Origin of the sequence: Flavobacterium sp. (genome assembly GCF_039595935.1) — a bacterium.
Lineage (GTDB): Bacteria > Bacteroidota > Bacteroidia > Flavobacteriales > Flavobacteriaceae > Flavobacterium.
The window spans coordinates 777,800-797,172 of record NZ_JBCNKR010000006.1 but is presented as its reverse complement, the minus strand read 5'-3'; the positions used below and the strand labels follow the sequence as shown (position 1 = coordinate 797,172).

The following is a 19,373-nucleotide window of genomic DNA, read 5'->3' as shown; positions in this document are numbered from 1 at the left end:
TAACGATTTTTGATTTCAGATTTTCCGAGACTTAAAAAGTTAAACATAAAAAAATAAAAATATATTTTAAATAAAATAAATTAGGGCGTTTTAGATTTCCTAAATCAAAAAAACAAAAATGAATACATTAATAGCTATAACAGGATTGGGTATTTTCTGCCTATTGTTTGAAATTCTAAATTTTAGAAAAGGCATCGTTCCGTTTACCATTTTAGGTTTATTGGGAGTTTTGGCGCTTAACTTTTATGAGTTTGGAACAACGGCAAGTTATTACAATAATATGATTGCAGTAAGCAAATTTTCGACTGCATTTTCATCATTATTTATTATTCTAACTATCTTCCTGGTAGCATTAAGTCATAATTTTTACGAAAATCACCAAACTAAAATTTCAGATTATGTTGCTATAAAAGTATTCCTTTTAGCAGGAGCTGTAGCAATGGTTTCTTTCGGAAACTTAGCTATGTTTTTCCTTGGAATCGAAATTTTATCTATCGCATTGTATGTTCTTGCAGCGAGCGATCGTTTGAATATAAAAAGTAATGAAGCAGGTATGAAATATTTCTTAATGGGATCTTTCGCTTCTGGGATTATCTTATTCGGAATTTGTTTGATTTACGGTGCAATGGGAACTTTTGATATTGCTGAAATTCACGAAAGCTCTTTATCTGCTGAGTTACCAATCTGGTTCCCTATCGGAATGATTTTAATGACTATCGGAATGTTGTTTAAAGTGGCTGCAGTACCTTTTCACTTTTGGGCACCGGATGTTTACGAAGGTTCTCCAGCTTTAACAACTGCTTTAATGAGTACATTGGCAAAAGTAGTTGCCATTGCTACTTTATATAAATTAGCAGATGGGTTAAACTTAATTCCTTCTTTAGAAAACCAAGACCTTTCAAATACATTTGTAAACGTTATCCTTACTATTTCTATCGCTTCGATGACCGTTGGAAACATTATGGCTTTACGTCAGGTAAATGTAAAACGTATGCTTGCTTTTTCAGGGATTTCGCATGCAGGTTTTATGTTAATGACATTCTTAACAATTGCAACTTCTGCGGGAGTTCTGTTATATTATACCGCTGCTTACGCATTGGCCGGAATCGCCGCGTTCAGTGTCGTTTTATACGTTTGCAAAAGTCAGGATAATGAAGACATTACAAACTTTCATGGTTTAGGAAAAACAAATCCGCTTTTGGCAGCAATCTTAACGGGTTCATTATTATCTATGGCCGGTATTCCAATTTTCTCAGGATTTTTTGCAAAATTATTCTTGTTTGATCAGGCGCTTCACGCTGGTTATGTAGCAATCGTAATCGTAGCCGTAATTAACTCTATTATAAGTGTTGGATACTATTTCAAACTAATTTTAGCAATGTATTCTAAAGAGCCAAATGAAGAGCGCACAGGAAAACCATTTCTTATTTATGCCGTTGCTGTAATTTCAATTGGTTTAAATATTGCTTTAGGTTTATTCCCATCTTTAGTTTTAGATTTATTGAGATAAAATCAGATCAAAAAAACAAAAAATCCATCAAGAGTTTCTTTTGATGGATTTTTTATTTTATATACTTTTTCAAAAGAAAAATTCATGTTAAAAATTTTCGCATAAGTCGATAGACTTCGAAAAAACTCCATATATTTGGGTTCACTAAAAGCATAAATTATGGCCTTTAATTCAAAAAATCCTTTTTTAAGTAACAAGCGTTTTTCATCAAATGCTGTTTCAAGAGCTGAAGAAGTACATGAAGCAAAGATTATTGATTACAATCAGGAAATGACTTTGTCTGGTACTATAAATAAAACAGCTATTTTATTTTTAATATTATGCGGCTCTGCTATGGTAACATGGTGGATGGCATTTAACGGGATGAATATTATGCTGCCTGCAATTGGTGGTGCTGTAATTGGATTCATTCTTGTTTTAATTTCTGCATTTAAACCGCAAGCTTCTCCATATTTAGCGCCGGGATATGCCTTATTCGAAGGGTTATTTATTGGAGGAATATCTGCAATATTTGAAGCTAGGTTCCCTGGAATTGTAATGAATGCAGTTGGAGCAACTTTAGTGACATTTTTAGTATGTCTTGGATTGTATAAATTCAGAATTGTTAAAGTAAATGAACAATTTAAATCTGTCGTTATTGCTGCAACACTGGCAATTGCAACTTATTATTTATTTTCATGGCTTGCTTCATTAATTTTTAACTTCACTCCAGTTCATTATGGAAATGGAATGATGAGTATCGGAATTAGTGTATTTGTTATTATTGTAGTCGCTTTAAATTTATTTCTTGATTTTGATCTAATTGAGCAGGGAGTGCAAGAGAAAAAATGCCAAAGTTTATGGAATGGTACGGAGCAATGGGATTAATGATTACATTGGTTTGGTTGTATATCGAATTCTTAAGATTATTAGCAAAACTATCGAGTAAAGATTAATTTCTTTCTTAACTAAATACTGAAAGCCTTTTTGAGTAAAATCAGAAAGGCTTTTTTATTTCAATCAATTAATTTTTTGGTTATCACTATTAAAACTTACAATAATCTTCTAAAAACAAGAAAGAATCTTTTTCTTATAAAAAATAAATTTTAACAAAAACACCTGAAAAAGTTACAAAATGATAAATTTGATTATTACATCATTTTTAAATCCTTTAGAAGACCAATAAAACAAAGCTTTTCCGCAAATGTATTTAACATGCAATAAATTACAATTAATGCAATTTATTACATTTTTAATCAAAACAATTACAATATTTTTTACATATATGTTTTTTTATGACGATATAAATAAGAATATTAAAATTATTGTATAATTTCGTGTAATCGATTACAATTACCTTGTGTAAACGATAAATACAAAAAACCACAAAAACTTTTATTAACGTCTAACTTAAACAATTATGAAAAAAAACCTACTTTTTCTGGCTGTGTTTTTTATTGCTGTTCAAACCTGGTCACAGTCAAATTAATGAAGCAAGCGGATGGCTTGAATCTGTGTTTGTAAAATGGCAGCCTGTGAGTAATGCCCAAACGTATAATGTGTATTATACAGGGGAAGGAATTGTCGACAGAAAAATTGACAATCAGCTTATTAGAAGTTACGGAACTTATTTTCGTGCTGACATTCCGGGATTAAAAGCTGGATCTTACACTGTAAAAATTAAACCTGTAATTTCTGGCGTAGAAGGAACTGGAGCACAACTACCAGCACTTTAACAGTAAAAGCTCACGATCGATCTGGATTTGCTTTTTCTAATTCGGACGTGTTCCTGGAGGATACAAAGCTGACGGAACTCCTAAAGACAACGCCGTAATTATCTACGTTACTGAACAAACTAAAAATACGGTTTCTCTAAATGTAACCGGAGCTACAACAAATCCGTGTGTTGGTTTACAGACATATTCTTGACGGCTACAAAAAAGGAAAAGATTTAAGACCTTTTATCATTCGTATAGTGGGCCAGATTACCGATTTGATCATATATGATGAGCGGCGATATTGTTATTGAAAACGCTAAAAATGCTTCAGCTTATCTGACATTAGAAGGAATTGGAAATGATGCTGTTGCTGATGGCTGGGGAATACGAGTAAAAAACGGCTTCAAACATTGAGATACGAAATATTGGCGCAATGAATTGTGACAGCAGCTGAAGGAGACAATATTGGTTTACAGCAAGATAATGATTATGTATGGGTTCACAACTGTGATCTTTTCTATGGAGATGCAGGAAGCGATGCCGACCAGATAAAAGGCGACGGAGCTTTAGATTGCAAAAATTCTACTTACATTACTTTTTCATATAACCACTTTTGGGATAATGGAAAAGCAAGTCTTTTAGGCTTAAGCGAAGGAACAACTTCAGGATTGTACATTACTTATCATCACAACTGGTTTGATCACTCAGATTCTCGTCATCCACGTGTACGTTACTATTCAGCACATATTTACAACAACTATTATGATGGAAACTCTAAATACGGTGCTGGGTCAACTCTTGGTTCATCAGTATTTCGTTGAAGGAAATTATTACAGAAACAGCAAACATCCAATGCTTACTTCTCTTCAAGGTTCTGATATTTGGGATGAAGCCAATCAAGTGAATAATGCCGGAACAATGGGAACATTCTCTGGTGAAGCTGGAGGAAGCATTAAAGCTTTCAACAATACTTTTGATGCTTCTAACGGAACAAATAATATGCGTTTTGTAGCTTATAATGATCCTAATCCGTTGTATAATATCGCAGGAAAAATAAGCTCTACAACAGATTTTGATGCTTATGTAGCTGCCAGCCAAGACGAAACAATCGGTAAGCAGTATGTACAATCAAAAACAGGTGCGAAATACGTATAACAACTTTGATACTAGATTCAAGTTATAATGTAAAAATTCGTATACTGCCAGATACGCCTGAAACAGCCAGAACAAATGTTACTGCAATATGCAGGACGCGTTTCTGGAGGTGATTTTCAATGGGCTTTTAACAATGCTGTAGATGATACTTCAGATGCTGTAATTACAGGATTAAAAACGGCATCTGACAAACTACACAGAACTACTTTAGTGTACTGTTCAAGGATGGAACGAAATCCGCCTGCTGGAACGCAGACTTTAACTTTAACTTCTTCTGCAAACAATAATCAAACTGTTGCAAATGGTACTGCAATTTCTTCTATCGTATTTACATGGGGTGGAGATGCAACTGATGCAACCGTAACTGGATTGCCAGCTTCTGGATTGACTTTTGTAAAAAATACTACAGCTAAAACCATTACAATTACGGGAACTCCAACTGCAACAGTTACTTATTCTATCGCTACTACAGGAAGCTACTGGAACACCAGCTACAGGATCTGGAACGATAACAGTTAATGCAGCTGGAAATCAAACTTTAACATCAACTAGGATAACAACAGTCAGACCGTTACAAGTGGAACAGCTATAAGCTTCAATTGTTTTTACCTGGGGCGGAAACTGCTACAGATGCATCTGTAACAGGATTACCTTCTTCTGGGTTGTCTTTTGTAAAAAAATACGACAGCAAAAACTATCACGATTACGGGAACTCCAACTGCAAACGTGTCTTATTCTGTAACAACTTCAGGAAGTGCAGGAACTCCTGCAACTGGCATCAGGAACTATAACAGTAAACACAGGAACTTCAAGTGGTGGACTGAACTTCATAATTTTACAACATCTGGCAAAACAAGTACATTCTACTCTATTACAGGAAACATGAATTCAACTCCTGGATCTGTAACTTACAACGGATTAACATTAACAGAGCGTTTAAAAATAGAATCAAGCACATCTATAACGTATACAACAACAAGTGCGTCTACTTTAACTTTGGTTTTCGATTCAAGTTTTACGGGAACCATTAAAGTAGATAATGTTTCTTATACGGCATCAGCAGGTATCGTAACTGCTTCAATTGCTGCAGGTTCTCACACTATAACAAAAGGTTCTGTTGCCAACTTATTTTACATTAGCACTGTTTATAGCGGAAGTACTTTAAGAATGGCTGTTGGAGCTGAAACTACTGCAAAAGAAAGTACAGAATCATCAAAAATAGTTTTATATCCAAATCCAGTTTCAAGCACTTTATTCTTATCAGATCCAGAACAAAAAGTTCAGAGTGTGCTTATATACAACATTTCTGGAAACTTGGTAATTAATTCTGGAAACTCTGAGAGTATTGATACAAGCAGTTTAATTCCTGGTACTTATTTAGCCAAAATTATTACTGTTGATGGATCATTTAACCAAACACTTATTAAAAAGTAAAACTAACTTAACGAAAAAGGCTTCCAAATTTGGAAGCCTTTTTTATTTCTGATAATATGAATTACAAATCAAATTTAATTCCCTGTGCTAACGGAAGATTTGTAGTATAATTGATTGTATTGGTTTGACGTCTCATATAAATTTTCCAAGCATCAGAACCAGACTCTCGTCCGCCTCCAGTTTCTTTTTCACCACCAAAAGCACCTCCAATTTCAGCACCAGAAGTTCCGATATTTACGTTTGCAATTCCACAGTCAGAACCTGTTGCAGATAAAAATCTTTCGGCTTCTCTTAAATTATTCGTCATAATTGCAGAAGATAATCCTTGAGCAACACCGTTTTGAATTTCGATTGCATTCTCTACTTCTCCAGAATATTTAATCAAATATAAAACTGGTGCAAAAGTTTCATGCTGCACAATTTCAAATGAATTTTCAGCTTCGGCAATCGCAGGTTTTACATAACAGCCACTTTCATAACCTTGACCAGAAAGCACTCCGCCTTCAACCAAAATTTTTCCACCTTCGGCTACAACTTTATTTAATGCTGCGGCATACATTTCTACAGCATGAGTATCAATTAGCGGTCCAACATGATTGTTCTCGTCAAGCGGATTTCCGATTCGTAACTGTTTGTAAGCTGCCACCAATGCATCTTTTACTTTATCATAAATACTTTCGTGAATAATCAATCTTCTAGTTGAAGTACAACGCTGTCCAGCCGTTCCAACAGCTCCAAAAACAGCACCAATAACCGTCATTTTAATATCGGCATCTGGAGTAACAATAATAGCATTGTTTCCTCCTAATTCCAATAATGATTTACCTAATCTTCCTGCTACAGTCTGCGCAACAATTTTCCCCATTCTAGTTGAACCTGTTGCAGAAATAAGCGGAATACGAGTATCTGCAGTCAATAATTCTCCTATTTTATAATCTCCGTTTATTAAACACGAAATTCCCTCTGGAAGATTGTTTTCTTTAATAACCTGAGCTATGATATTCTGACAAGCAATACCGCAAAGAGGTGTTTTTTCAGAAGGTTTCCAAACGCAAACATCACCAGAAATCCATGCCAAAGCTGTATTCCAAGACCAAACCGCAACTGGGAAATTAAATGCCGAAATAATTCCGACAACTCCCAACGGATGATATTGCTCATACATTCTGTGTCCCGGTCTTTCAGAATGCATTGTTAATCCGTGAAGCTGACGCGATAAACCAACAGCAAAATCACAGATATCAATCATTTCCTGAACTTCTCCAAGACCTTCCTGAAATGATTTTCCCATTTCATAAGAAACCAGTTTACCAAGAGCTTCTTTATTTTGTCTTAATTTTTCTCCAAACTGACGTACAATTTCACCACGTTGCGGCGCAGGAATTAATCTAAAAGTTTTAAACGCTTCTGCTGCTGTTTGGATTACTTTTTCATAATCTTCTGCTGTTGACATTTTTACCGAAGCAATTAATTTTCCGTCAACTGGTGAATAACTTTCTAGAATTTCTCCAGATGAAAAATTATTAATTCCTGTTGATGTTCCTTCATTTATTGTCTTGATGCCCAATTTTTCAAGAGCTTCATTCATTCCAAATTGCGATGCTATTGTTGTCATTGTAACTTTTTTGGTTAAAATTGTTATATTTTTATGTAAAGATATTGTTTTCGAATTAATTTCCCATTGAAGTTAATTCATAAATGAAAGTAAATTTAAGTTTATTTTATAGTATTAACAGAAACAAAACTTCATTATTGAATTTATTTAATGAAATTTGCGTTACTTAAAATTAAAAATATGACCTCGTACATTAGGCTTCTCCTTTGTTTTCTTTTAGTAACAACCAATATATTTTCTCAAAAAGCAAAAACTTCTTTTTCAGTAGTTCCATTAGGAGTGATGGGCGGCATTGATGAAAAAAATCTTTCAGCCTATTTAATTGCTCCATCCAATACAACCGATTATATCTGTCTTGATGCTGGAACTGTAAATGCCGGAATTGAAAAAGCTATTGAAAAGAAAACTTTTAAAGTTTCTACAAGCGAAGTTTTACGAAAATACATCAAAGGATATTTGATTTCGCATGCACATTTAGATCATGTTTCAGGTTTCATTATAAACTCTCCTGCTGATTCTTCTAAAACGGTTTATGCTACCAATAAATGTATGGAAATGATGGAAAACCATTATTTCAACGATCAGACTTGGGCTAATTTTGGAGATGCAGGTCCTGGCTTTCCTTTAAAAAAATATCATTTTCAAACCTTGAATCTAGGAGAAGAAACTCCTTTAACTAATACCAAAATGACGGTTAAAGCTTTTTCTCTTAGCCATGTTAATCCGTTTGAGAGTACTGCTTTCTTAATTAAAAACGAAAATGATCATGCATTATATTTAGGAGATACAGGACCAGATGAAGTAGAAAAAAGCGATAAACTAAAAGACTCTATGGACAGCAGTTGCTCCATTAGTTAAGGCCAAACAATTAAAAGGAATTTTTATTGAAGTTTCGTTTCCTAACGAACAGCCTGACAAATTTTTATTTGGCCATTTGACTCCGAATTATTTAATGAAAGAACTTCATGTTCTAGAGGATTTAGCAGGAAAAGGTTCTCTTGAAAACTTTAAAATTATCATCACACATTTGAAACCGCCTGCAAAGAATATTGCAAAAATTAAAGAGCAGTTAAAAGCTCAAAATGATTTAGGATTGAAGATTATCTATCCTGAACAGGGGAAAAAGTTTGAGTTGTAAAAATTTAGCTTTATGTAAGTTTATTTTTATATATTTAGTGGATATTTCAAATTTACAATGAAAATTATTTGGTCTAAAAAAGCAGAGTACAACTTTTATACTATTGAGAGATTATCTTAAATCATTTTTGGTCACCGCTCATTAGCTCAAAAATTCATCAAGGATGTTTTACTACATAATAAGTTTGCTTGCAAAATAATCCTTCGCTTTGGAAAATATAGATCCAAAATTGAAATGTCGAAGTATTGTCATTTCGAGAAATATTACATTATATTATGAAGCTACACAAGATTAATATCGAATTGATTAGCTTTTTATAATAATCGGCAAAAACCAATAGATATATCTTATATTTTAAGATTTTCTTTCTCTTCAGTTTATCCAACATTTCTTCATGCGTTATAAAGTCTCCATTTTTTATATCTCAACTTTACCTTGCTCAATATCCGCCTTCAATTCCAACATATAATTTTCTTCAGGAGAAAGTATTTTTGCAATTGATAAAACTTCGTCAGGAGTAAAAGACTGTGTTTTTAATTTTCGATAAAATGTTGGACTGGGTATCCCAATTTTTTCAATAATATAGTTCTTTTTATAAGGAGAGTTATCTATTAAACCTTCAATATTTTCAACTATATTTTTATATGCAATTACCTCTTGTATCATAATTGAGAATTTTTTAATTCATTTATGATACAAATATATATCAAAAACGATTGTAAATATTATAATTTCTTACAAAAAGTAATATTAAACCAGACAGGTCTTTAAAACCTGTCTGGTTTAATATTTTAGTTGAATGAAAAGATTATTTCTTAGCCATAAATCTAGGATCAGTTTCCATAACAGTTCCACAATTATCGCACGTTCTTAATTCTTCTGAATTGTAGAAATGTTCAAAATGAGGAAGGAAATCTTTTTCGATATTATGAAGTTCAAAATACACTTCATACAATTTATGATTACAATTGTCGCAATGCCAAAGTAAACCATCTGTAAAACCTTGTCCGGCACGTTTTCTTTCTATAACAAGTCCGATCGAACCTTCTGAACGAACAGGAGAATGTGGCACTTTTGCAGGATGCAGATACATATCGCCTGCATTTAATTCCATTTCTTTACGCTGTCCATCTTCCTGAATGACAACCTTAATACTTCCTTCTAGCTGATAAAAAAGTTCTTCTGTTTCGTTATAATGATAATCTTTTCTTGCATTTGGTCCCGCCACAATCATTACAATATAATCCCCAGAATCTACGTAAAGATTTTTATTTCCAACTGGCGGTTTTAGTAAATGACGGTTTTCGTCAATCCATTTAGTTAAGTTGAAAGGTTTTGCTATAGCCATTTTTATTCAAAATTTGTGAGTAGCTAAGATAATGAATTTGTAGAGATGCACCGCAGTGCGTCTTATAGGTTTTGATTATACAAGCGAGACATACTGCGGTGCGTCTCTACCAATTTAAATTCTTTTATCAAATAAATATAAACCGGAAAATGATCACTAAAACCAGCTTCTGCCAAAGTATTCCGCAACGGATAACCTTTATATGCTTCCAGAAGTCTGAATTAAGATAAGGTCTCTTGAAAATGCCCGCTTTCCAAAATTTATAACTGGAAAAATCAGGTTCAATAAAAGAAGTTGTCGTGATTATGATTTGATCAAAAATATCCCAGGAATCTCTATAAGGCTAAAGTTCCCATTCCTTTATTCAGCCATTTCTTCAAAAGGATTATAAACGCCAAATTCAGGAACGTCCGCTTTTTTTGCCTTTTGTTCCCAATGCAATTTTTATAGCTTTTATTAAAAGGTCCGTCATTTAAATCTCCCATGGTTAGTACTTTCGCATTTGGATTTATTTGCTGTAAAGAATCTATAATTTTTCTGTTCAATCTTCCTGCTGCTTCCCGAAATAGGACTTACTGGCTTTTTCTCCGCCAGATCTCGATGGCCAGTGATTGACAATAACATGTATTTCTTCATCTTCTAAAAATCCCGAAACCAAAAGCTGATCTCTCGTAAAAACTCGGTTTTTAGTATCAATTTTGATTTCAACATCGCCTAAATCTTCATTGTTATTTTCCTCAAGAATTGCTTTGTTTTTGTAAATCAACAACGGAATATTTGAGTAAGAAGTAGGTCTGAAATATTTCTTTTGATACAAAAGCGCAACATCAATTCCACGTTGATCCGGCGAATCAAAATGAATGATTCCGTAATCGTATCCGGAAATCTTTGTCTTGTTTTATTAAATCTTCGAGAACGCCTCTGTTTTCAATCTCGGAACAGCCTAATAATACTGGAGCATTTGAATTTTCAGGAGTTCCAATTTCAGCAATTACTCTGGCAAAGATTTTTTAGTTTTTGTTCGTATTTTTCTTTTGTCCAATGCTGAGCGCCTGTTGGAGTCCATTCGTCATCATTTTTATTTGGATCATTATTGATATCAAAAAGATTCTCGAAATTGTAAAATGCTGCGGTATGGATTATATATTTTTTTGATTGTGCAGTTGAGACAGAAATTATAAAAAAGGCGAGTAAACAAAAGTGAAATTTAATAATTTGCATAACTTTAAAAATTTAAGGGCTCAATTTAAATAAATTGTAAGAATTTTCAATAATTTACTTGAGTAAATAATTTATATTTGTTAATCTCAACATTCAAATAAGCAAAAGATATTATGAAAAGCTTCCTTACTATCACAAAATATTTTAATCGTGCTAAACTGGCATTTCTTATTTTTGCTTTACAATCATTCAACTGTCAATCCCAACAAAACATGATAACACCACCTTATTTACAAAAAGGAGATACTGTAGCTCTTTTGGCAACGGCCAGAAAAAATATCGACGACAACTTAAAACCTACAATAGATTTGCTTAAAAGCTGGGGTTTAGAAGCTGTTATTGGCAGTACAATTGGACTTGATTATCATCAATTGGCCGGAACTGACGAACAGCGTGCTGCCGATTTTCAAAAACAATTAGATAACCCAAATATAAAAGCGATTTGGTGCGTTCGCGGCGGTTACGGAACTGTGAGAATGCTGGATCTGTTGGATTTTACAAAATTCAAACAACACCCAAAATGGATTATCGGTTTTAGCGACGTAACGGTTTTACACAATCATTTAAATACAATGGGTTATAAATCGATTCATGGGGCTATGCCGGTTACAATTCCACGTGCAACTGCGGCAGCGATTAGTTCTATGAAATCAAGTTTGTTTGGCGAACCTCTTTCCTATTCTATTGAACCAAGCAGCATGAATCGTTTTGGTAAAGCAACTGGTGAATTAGTTGGAGGAAATCTTTCTATTTTATATAGTTTATTAGGTTCTCCATCGGCAATTGACTGCAAGGATAAGATTTTATTTATCGAAGATTTAGATGAATATCTTTATCATATTGATCGTATGATGATGAATTTACGACGCAATGGCTGCATCGAAAATTTAAAAGGAATCATTATTGGCGGAATGACGAAAATGAAAGACAACGAAGTTCCGTGGGGGAAAAATGCTCTTGAAATTATTGACGATGTTACCAAAAAATACAATATTCCGGTAATCTTTAATTTCCCAGCCGGGCATATTCAGGATAATCGCGCTTTAGTTATGGGAAGTACTATTTCTATTGATGTAAATGCAGCTGGAAGTACGGTTACTTTTCAGAAATAACAACAATTCAATTTAAGAAAGTCTCTTAAATACCACACATAAAATCTCGCAGAGACGCAAAGCCGCAAAGTTTAATTCTTTGTGCCTTTGCGTTTTTTATTTTAAGAAACTGAAAACCGTCACTGAGACTGAAAAACTAAACATGGCAGAACATAACGAACTTGGCAAAAAAGGAGAAGAACTTGCAGTAAATCATCTCGAAGAAAATGGGTATGAAATTTTAGAAAGAAACTGGGTTTTTCAAAAAGCCGAAATAGATATTATTGCACAAAAAGATGAAGTTTTGGCAATCGTAGAAGTGAAGACAAGATCGAGTTTAGATTTTGGTTCTCCGCAGGATTTTGTGAAGCCAAAAAAAATTCAACTCCTAATAAAAGCAGTAAATGCCTACATAAACTATAGGGAAAAGGATTTTTGTGACGATTTAAATATTCGTTTTGACATCGTTGCGATCCATAAAAACGGGGAATCATTTGCAATTGAACATCTTACAGACGCATTTTATCATTTTTAACATAATTTTTTCTTGTTATAATTGTAACAAATTGTTTTTTTATTTATCTTTGCAAAGATTTATAACATCAAATTAACTAAACCAACCCAATTACGTTACAAAAAAAAAGAAAAAAAATTATGAAAACCGTTTCTTCCATCGTCGAAAATTACATCAAAACAAAACCCTTTCTTTTAAATGCTTTATCTCTCGGGATTATCAACCTGACTTCTCTTTCTCGGAACATTATGACCGAGCTTGAAAATGAGTTTGGTAAAGAAGTAAAACAAGGCGCCGTTGTAATGTCGTTGAAACGATTAACCGAAGAATTAGATTTTAAATTAAACCACAAAATCAATAAAGTAATCAAGAATATTGGCGAAATTACAGTAAGATCTGAGCTTACAGATTACACTTTCGCAGCTTCAGAAACTGTTTTAAACAAACAAGCTGATTTGATTTCTGATATCAATGCTTTATCTGATATTTTTTACACTTCATCTCGTGGTGTAAACGAAACTAATATTGTAGTAAGCAGCAGTGTTAATCATTTAGTTGAAAAACACTTTATGAGAGAAAAACTAATTCAAAAATTAGATAATCTGGCTTCGATCACGGTTAAATTACCAAAAGAAAACATTGTAGTTCCTGGTATTTACTATTTCATTTTCCAGCGTTTAGCTTGGGAAGGAATCATTATCAATGAGGTTATTTCAACTTCAAATGAATTTACCATTTTAGTTGGTGAAGATCAGGTTGACGTTGCTTTTAAAGTTATCAAAGATTTGAAAAACTAATAATTTGTAATACCCCGAATCTTCCTGTACGCAGATTCAAAAAACTAAATCCTTTTATCTCAACAGATAAAAGGATTTTTTTTACAAATTTTGTTTTTGATTCTTTAGACAATTAATTTCAAAATAAGAATATTCTCAAAAAACAAACCTCATTATAGTTAATTTTTAAAAAATTAGCCAAAAAGTTATCAACTTGATAAAACGGGTTTTACTGCCGTGTTTATTGAGATTGTACTCAAAATAAATCACAAAAAAGCGAATTAAGTTTATTTTAGCATTATTTGCTGCGAATAATATTTTTATATATTTGCTAACCACTCAACGCATTAGAGTATCGATTTTTGATAGTATCGTAATATAATTAGATTTAAATACAAACTAATTAATTTAATGTTGGAAGCCAAAGACTATAGCGACAAATTATTGGTAAGCGAATTAAAAAATGGCAGCGAAAAAGCATTTCGTTCCCTTTTTGATTTGTATTATCAGGATATTTACGGCTACAGTATTAGTTTATTAAAATCGAAAGAAGCTGCCGAAGAAAATGTTCAGGATGTTTTTATGAAAGTCTGGCAGCATCGCGAAAACCTCAACACAGAACAATCTTTTAAAGCCTATATTTTTACCATTGCCAGAAATCAGGCTTTTAATACTTTGAATAAAGCCGCCAATGATTTGGTTTTGAAAGAAGCCGTTTTTTATGAAAGTCAAAAATCGCATGAATACGGAGATTATTCCATTCGCGAGGAAGACTGCAAAAAACTGCAAAAACAGGCAATGAAACAGTTACCGCCAAAACGGAAACAAATTTTTAAAATGTCACGAAAGAAAGGCATGAGTTACGAAGAAATTAGTCAGGAACTCGGCATTTCTATAAATACTGTCAGGAATCAAATGAGCAAAGCATTAGAATCAATGCGGGTCTTTTTTCAGGTTCACGACGAGATTATCTAACCAAAACCAATTTTTAACCAATTAAATCACTTCTTTTCGAAGTGATTTTTTTTATGGTTAATTTTTTCACGCAGATTTTACAGATTTAAGCAGATTTTTTATTTACCTCATTTGAAATACGAAAGAAATAAAAAAATTTCTGCGCAAATCTGCTTAAATCTGTAAAATCTGCGCGCAAAACAACAATTGATAATCAACCACTTAGATTAAAATCAATCTTGCCAAATGTTAAAATTTAAAAATTTATAACGTTTGAGTAGTACTGAAAACGTTTTCGGCTGTATTATATTCAGAACCCGACCTAAAAACAATTCGTAATGAATTCAAATTCTGAAATAAAAAGTCTTTTACAAAAGTTTGTTTTAAACCAATGTACACCCGAAGAAGTAAACGAAGTAGTTGCTTATTATAAAAAAAATCAGCTTACGGATGATTTCCCAACGGTAGAAGACATTCAAAGTCTTTTGGGGGAAATGCCAAAAATGGATAAACAAACTGCTGATATTATTTTCATGAATATTTTATCGGCTTCTAAAGAAGAAGAAACTGTAATTGAACTGCCTGAAAGAAGATCAAATTTCAGAAAATATATTTCGATTGCCGCTTCTGTAGTTGTTTTATTGGGAATTGGCTTTTTCTACAAACAACATGTTTCAAACAAAGTTGTGGAACAAAAATTCGATTTTAAAAGTTCTGACATCGTACTTCAATTAGAAAATGGTGAAACGCAGATTTTATCTGAGCATAATTCGGCACAAATAAAAGATGCTAAAGGAAATGTTGTTGGAAATCAAAACGGAGATAAAATTGCTTATGAAAGCAGCTTAGATCCTGAAAAACTAGTTTACAACACGATTAAAATTCCATACGGAAAAAAATTCCGTCTTCAATTATCAGATGGAACTATGGTTCACTTAAACGCAGGAACAACTTTAAAATATCCTGTAAAATTTATTGCCGGAGAAAACAGACAGGTATTTCTTGATGGAGAAGCATTTTTTGATGTTGCAAAAGATAAAAAACATCCATTCATTGTAAATGCTGACGACTTGAATGTCCGTGTTTTAGGAACACATTTCAACGTTTCAAATTATCCTGAAGATGCTGCAACAGATGTTGTTTTAGTTGAAGGTTCTGTTGGAATGTATCAGTCAAACGAAGAATTTGATGCTTTAAAAAATACGATTCTGAAACCGGGATTTAAAGGAAGTTTCAATAAAGAAAATGCTAAAATTTCGACAAAAGCGGTTATCACAGATATTTATACTTCATGGATAGACGGCGGACTGACTTTTAGAAATATGACTTTTAAAAACATTATTACAAAACTCGAAAGACGCTACAATGTTACGATTGTAAATAAAAATGAAAAACTGGCCAACGAGAAATTCAATGCTAGTTTCAAGGACGAATCTATTGATAAAGTGATGAGTTATTTCAACGACATTCACGGTATTAATTACACCATAAAAAACGATCAAATACTAATTAAATAACCACTTAAACCAATGAAAAAATATGAAGAAATAAAATTACAGGAATAAAAAAATCGGAAAGAGCTGCGAACAATTTCCGATTAACTAAGTGATTGAATATAACGAATTAACTACAATCAATTAACAAAATTATGAAAAAAAAATCAAAGAATACTGGGTTTTTATACCGAGTGTTCCAAAATGACCTAAAATTGAAACTAACAACTCTACTTCTTTTGGTCGCCATGTTTAATATCAGAGGGAATACTTATGCCCAAAAGACAAAAGTTACCCTTGAATTAAACAATTCAACAATCGAAAAGGTTATTGAGACCATTGAGCAAAAAACAGATTTCAGATTTATTTATAAACTGAACGATATCGACTTAGATCGCACAGTTTCTATTTCTGTAAAAGATCAATCGATATATGTGGTTTTAGACAGGATTTTTAAAGGAACTCCAACTGAATTTAAAATCAGAGATACGCAGATTATCCTTAAAAAACCGGAGCTTAAAACGCAGGTAATTGAATTTCAAAAACAAACTGTTTCTGGTGTAATTACCGATGAAAACGGAATGCCTTTGCCTGGAGCTTCAGTTATTGAAGAAGGAACTAAAAACGGAATGGTAACGGATTTTGACGGAAAATATAAAATTACTGTTGAAAGCAGCCAATCTGTAATTGTAGTTTCTTTTGTGGGATATAAAGAGAAAAAAGTTACAGCAAATCAAAATGTAATTAACATTCAGCTTTTTCCGGATGCTACTGACTTACAGGAAATTGTAGTGGTTGGTTACGGTACAACTATTAAAAAAGATGTTACGGGAGCAGTATCTTCTATTAATGCAAAAGACATGAATCAGGGAGCGATTGTAAATCCATTACAATTGATTTCTGGTAAAGCAGCTGGTGTAAATATTACTCAAATTGGTAGTGAACCGGGTTCAGGTCCAAGTGTTCGTATTCGTGGAATTTCTTCTTTAATTGGAGGAAGTGATCCGTTAATTGTTGTAGATGGAATTCAGGGAAACATGGATTTATTAAATCAGGTTCCGCCAAGCGAAATTGAAAGTATTGACCTTTTAAAAGATGCTTCTGCAACTGCCATTTACGGTTCTCGCGGTGCGCCGGGTGTACTTATTGTTACGACAAAAAAGAATAAAGCCGGAAAAACTACGATGGATTATACGGGTTCAACATCTTTAGATTTTATTCCAAAAAAATTAGACATGTTAAGTGCTGACGAATGGTGGACAGCGGCTCAGAGTGTTGGAGTTCCGGCATCGGCAAATCATGGATCTAATACAGATTGGTATGGGCTTTTGACTCAAACCGGAATTACGCAGACACATACTTTATCTTTTGGAGGAGGAACTGATAAATTCAATTACAGAGCGTCTTTAACAGCTATTTTGCAAGATGGAGTTGTAATTAATTCAAGCAACCAAAAATATATTGGTCGTATTCAGGCTACTCAAATGGCATTTGATGATAAATTAAAATTGACTTTTAATTTAAATACGGGTGTTAACAATACAACAAGCAGTATTCAAAGTATTGGAACAGCAGCTTATACATCAAATTTAATTACAAATGCGTATTTGCTTAGACCAACAGATCCAGTTTATAATACGGACGGAACTTATTTTACAGATCCAAATGTATTCCAATATTTAAATCCTTATGCAGCTGCACAAACAACCACAAATGAATCTCAAAATGATAATTTATTCGGAAGTTTAAAAGCTGATTTGGATTTAGCAAAAGGTTTAAGTGCAAGCTGGTTCGGAAGCTGGAGAAAAACAAATGTGACATATGGTTATTTTCAACCAATAGAATCTACAGTTGCTTTTGCTATTGACCAAAAAGGTTTTGCTAATATCAATAACCAAAGACAAAATGAAAAGTTAACCAACTTTAGCCTTAATTATAAAAGAACATTCGGTATTCACAATATCAATGTATTAGGTTTATACGAATGGCAAAACCAAACTTACCAAGGAAATTATGCACAAGCAAGAGGTTTTATGAACGATAAAACAACTTACAATGCGCTTCAGTTAGGAGATATGTCAAATGTTAGACCGGGCGATATTACTTCATACAAAAACGACAGAAGTTTAGTTTCATTTTTGGCAAGAGCAAATTACTCTTTATTAGATCGTTATTTGCTTACTGCAAGTATTCGTCGTGATGGTTCTACAGTTTTTGGTGCTAATAATAAATGGGGAAATTTCCCTTCAGCATCAGTTGCGTGGCAGATTAACAAAGAACCTTTTATGCAAAACCAAACTTTGTTTGATGAATTAAAAGTTCGTGCAGGTTATGGAGTTACCGGAAATCAGCAAGGATTAAATCCACAGCAGTCAATCGCTTTGGTTGGAAGTTCAGGAACCACTTATTTTGGCGGTCAGCAGATCCCAAATTACAGTGTTAGCCAAAATGCCAATGCCGATTTGAAATGGGAAACTAAAAAACAAACCAACTTAGGTCTTGATTTTGCCCTTCTAGACAATAGATTAAGAGGAACTGTTGATGTTTATACTTCTAAAACTGAAAATCTTTTATTTAATTATGTAGTACCTCAGCCTCCGTTTCCACACGATCGTATTATGGCAAACGTGGGAAGTATTTCAAACAAAGGTATTGAGATTGCTTTGGCTTATGACGTAATTAAAACACAAAACAGTACACTTACTTTGGCAGCAAACGCTTCTTTCATGAAAAACGAAGTGCTTAATTTAAGCGGAAGCATAAACGGAGTTCCTTTAAATACCGATTATGTAGGCTGGGGAGCTGAAAACTCTTATTTAGTGAAAGGAAAACCAATTGGAGCTTTTTACATACTAGAGCATACAGGAAAAAATCAAAACAATGTTGAAACGGTTTTAGATCGTGACGGAAACGGAATAATTGATCAGGGAACAAGAAGTCCGGATCGTTATTACGCAGGCTCAGCTTTACCAACTTATACTTTCGCATTTAACCCATCTTACAGATATAAAAACTTCGATGCTTCGATGTTGATAAGAGGTTCTGGCGGAAATAAAGTTTACAATAGTTTACGTTCAAACTTAAGCAGAATGGAAAATATTGGTAAATCGAATATTTTGGCAAGTGCAGTAGATCAGGGAATTTATACTTCTCCTTACGGTTCTGATTTATGGTTAGAAGATGGTTCATTCATTCGTTTAGAAAACCTTACAGCCGGATACAGTTTCCGTTTTACAGATAAATATATTGATACCATCAGACTTTCACTTACAGGAAACAACTTATTCCTGATTACAGATTATACAGGAATTGATCCTGAATTAAATGTAAGCGGAAGTGGAGACAGTTTTGGAGGCGATAAAGGAATTTATCCTCGTACCAGAAGTGTGGCGTTTGGTTTGACTGTAAAATTTAAATAGTAAAAAAA

Annotated in this window: 21 protein-coding genes and 1 pseudogene; 16 read left to right on the top strand and 6 right to left on the bottom strand. The window is 33.2% G+C overall.

All coding sequences use genetic code 11. The annotated features are described in order from the left end of the window. Positions 1 to 118: 118 nt before the first annotated feature. The 8 genes and pseudogenes from ABDW27_RS13215 to ABDW27_RS13180 all read left to right on the top strand — a co-directional run bounded on the left by ABDW27_RS13215 (position 119) and on the right by ABDW27_RS13180 (position 5,796). A complete protein-coding gene (locus tag ABDW27_RS13215; protein ID WP_343696333.1) occupies positions 119 to 1,510 on the top strand; it encodes an NADH-quinone oxidoreductase subunit N in 1,392 nt (463 codons plus the stop codon). Between the two features lie 159 nt (positions 1,511 to 1,669). Further along, a pseudogene (locus ABDW27_RS13210) lies at positions 1,670 to 2,445 on the top strand (Bax inhibitor-1/YccA family protein). Positions 2,446 to 3,024: 579 nt separating this feature from the next. Continuing rightward, positions 3,025 to 3,225: a hypothetical protein gene (locus tag ABDW27_RS13205; protein WP_343696332.1), complete on the top strand. Its 201-nt coding sequence runs from the start codon at positions 3,025 to 3,027 to the stop codon at positions 3,223 to 3,225. Between the two features lie 270 nt (positions 3,226 to 3,495). Continuing rightward, complete coding sequence (locus ABDW27_RS13200; RefSeq protein WP_343696331.1) at positions 3,496 to 3,621, top strand: hypothetical protein; 126 nt, start codon at positions 3,496 to 3,498, stop codon at positions 3,619 to 3,621. A 26-nt stretch (positions 3,622 to 3,647) separates the two neighbouring features. Next, a complete protein-coding gene (locus ABDW27_RS13195) occupies positions 3,648 to 4,028 on the top strand; it encodes a hypothetical protein (RefSeq protein ID WP_343696330.1) in 381 nt (126 codons plus the stop codon). Continuing rightward, complete coding sequence (locus ABDW27_RS13190) at positions 3,970 to 4,362, top strand: hypothetical protein (RefSeq protein WP_343696329.1); 393 nt, start codon at positions 3,970 to 3,972, stop codon at positions 4,360 to 4,362. The genes ABDW27_RS13195 and ABDW27_RS13190 overlap by 59 nt, the downstream gene beginning before the upstream one ends. A gap of 75 nt (positions 4,363 to 4,437) precedes the next feature. Beyond that, positions 4,438 to 4,881: a hypothetical protein gene (locus ABDW27_RS13185; protein ID WP_343696328.1), complete on the top strand. Its 444-nt coding sequence runs from the start codon at positions 4,438 to 4,440 to the stop codon at positions 4,879 to 4,881. Positions 4,882 to 5,088: 207 nt separating this feature from the next. Further along, positions 5,089 to 5,796, top strand: a complete 708-nt coding sequence (locus ABDW27_RS13180; RefSeq protein WP_343696327.1) for a T9SS type A sorting domain-containing protein — start codon at positions 5,089 to 5,091, stop codon at positions 5,794 to 5,796. Positions 5,797 to 5,857: 61 nt separating this feature from the next. Here ABDW27_RS13180 and ABDW27_RS13175 read toward each other — a convergent pair whose 3' ends face one another. Further along, a complete protein-coding gene (locus tag ABDW27_RS13175) occupies positions 5,858 to 7,411 on the bottom strand; it encodes an aldehyde dehydrogenase family protein (protein WP_343696326.1) in 1,554 nt (517 codons plus the stop codon). Between the two features lie 180 nt (positions 7,412 to 7,591). Here ABDW27_RS13175 and ABDW27_RS13170 point away from each other — a divergent pair, with 180 nt between their 5' ends. Next, entirely contained in the window at positions 7,592 to 8,269 is a 678-nt protein-coding gene (locus ABDW27_RS13170) for a 3',5'-cyclic-nucleotide phosphodiesterase (protein ID WP_343696325.1), read from the top strand. Between the two features lie 19 nt (positions 8,270 to 8,288). Beyond that, the gene (locus ABDW27_RS13165) at positions 8,289 to 8,549 is read left to right on the top strand and encodes a hypothetical protein (protein ID WP_343698135.1); all 261 of its coding nucleotides are present in this window, start codon (positions 8,289 to 8,291) and stop codon (positions 8,547 to 8,549) included. 417 nt (positions 8,550 to 8,966) lie between these two features. Here the strand turns inward: ABDW27_RS13165 and ABDW27_RS13160 are convergent, their stop codons facing one another. The 5 genes from ABDW27_RS13160 to ABDW27_RS13140 all read right to left on the bottom strand — a co-directional run bounded on the left by ABDW27_RS13160 (position 8,967) and on the right by ABDW27_RS13140 (position 11,118). Then, complete coding sequence (locus ABDW27_RS13160; RefSeq protein ID WP_343696324.1) at positions 8,967 to 9,215, bottom strand: hypothetical protein; 249 nt, start codon at positions 9,213 to 9,215, stop codon at positions 8,967 to 8,969. A gap of 142 nt (positions 9,216 to 9,357) precedes the next feature. Beyond that, complete coding sequence (locus ABDW27_RS13155; RefSeq protein ID WP_343696323.1) at positions 9,358 to 9,897, bottom strand: 3-hydroxyanthranilate 3,4-dioxygenase; 540 nt, start codon at positions 9,895 to 9,897, stop codon at positions 9,358 to 9,360. 335 nt (positions 9,898 to 10,232) lie between these two features. After that, the gene (locus tag ABDW27_RS13150; RefSeq protein WP_343696322.1) at positions 10,233 to 10,442 is read right to left on the bottom strand and encodes a hypothetical protein; all 210 of its coding nucleotides are present in this window, start codon (positions 10,440 to 10,442) and stop codon (positions 10,233 to 10,235) included. Next, positions 10,439 to 10,729 (bottom strand): hypothetical protein, encoded by a 291-nt coding sequence (locus ABDW27_RS13145; RefSeq protein WP_343698134.1) that lies wholly within the window; start codon positions 10,727 to 10,729, stop codon positions 10,439 to 10,441. Before ABDW27_RS13145 ends, ABDW27_RS13150 begins: the two co-directional genes overlap by 4 nt. 152 nt (positions 10,730 to 10,881) lie before the next feature. Further along, positions 10,882 to 11,118, bottom strand: a complete 237-nt coding sequence (locus ABDW27_RS13140) for a hypothetical protein (protein ID WP_343696321.1) — start codon at positions 11,116 to 11,118, stop codon at positions 10,882 to 10,884. A gap of 212 nt (positions 11,119 to 11,330) precedes the next feature. Here ABDW27_RS13140 and ABDW27_RS13135 point away from each other — a divergent pair, with 212 nt between their 5' ends. The 6 genes from ABDW27_RS13135 (at position 11,331) to ABDW27_RS13110 (ending at position 19,365) form a co-directional block, all read left to right on the top strand. Continuing rightward, positions 11,331 to 12,230 carry an LD-carboxypeptidase gene (locus ABDW27_RS13135; protein ID WP_343694034.1) on the top strand — a complete coding sequence of 300 codons (900 nt, stop codon included), beginning with the start codon at positions 11,331 to 11,333 and terminating at the stop codon, positions 12,228 to 12,230. Positions 12,231 to 12,372: 142 nt separating this feature from the next. Continuing rightward, entirely contained in the window at positions 12,373 to 12,744 is a 372-nt protein-coding gene (locus ABDW27_RS13130) for a YraN family protein (RefSeq protein WP_343696320.1), read from the top strand. A 119-nt stretch (positions 12,745 to 12,863) separates the two neighbouring features. Next, positions 12,864 to 13,520, top strand: coding sequence for a hypothetical protein (locus ABDW27_RS13125; protein WP_012023298.1), 657 nt, complete (start codon positions 12,864 to 12,866; stop codon positions 13,518 to 13,520). A gap of 390 nt (positions 13,521 to 13,910) precedes the next feature. Continuing rightward, the gene (locus tag ABDW27_RS13120) at positions 13,911 to 14,474 is read left to right on the top strand and encodes an RNA polymerase sigma-70 factor (protein WP_073413377.1); all 564 of its coding nucleotides are present in this window, start codon (positions 13,911 to 13,913) and stop codon (positions 14,472 to 14,474) included. A 317-nt stretch (positions 14,475 to 14,791) separates the two neighbouring features. Next, on the top strand, positions 14,792 to 15,970 hold the full coding sequence (locus ABDW27_RS13115) for a FecR domain-containing protein (protein ID WP_343696319.1): 1,179 nt from the start codon (positions 14,792 to 14,794) through the stop codon (positions 15,968 to 15,970). A 191-nt stretch (positions 15,971 to 16,161) separates the two neighbouring features. Then, positions 16,162 to 19,365: a TonB-dependent receptor gene (locus tag ABDW27_RS13110; protein WP_343696318.1), complete on the top strand. Its 3,204-nt coding sequence runs from the start codon at positions 16,162 to 16,164 to the stop codon at positions 19,363 to 19,365. The last annotated feature ends 8 nt before the right edge of the window (positions 19,366 to 19,373 follow it).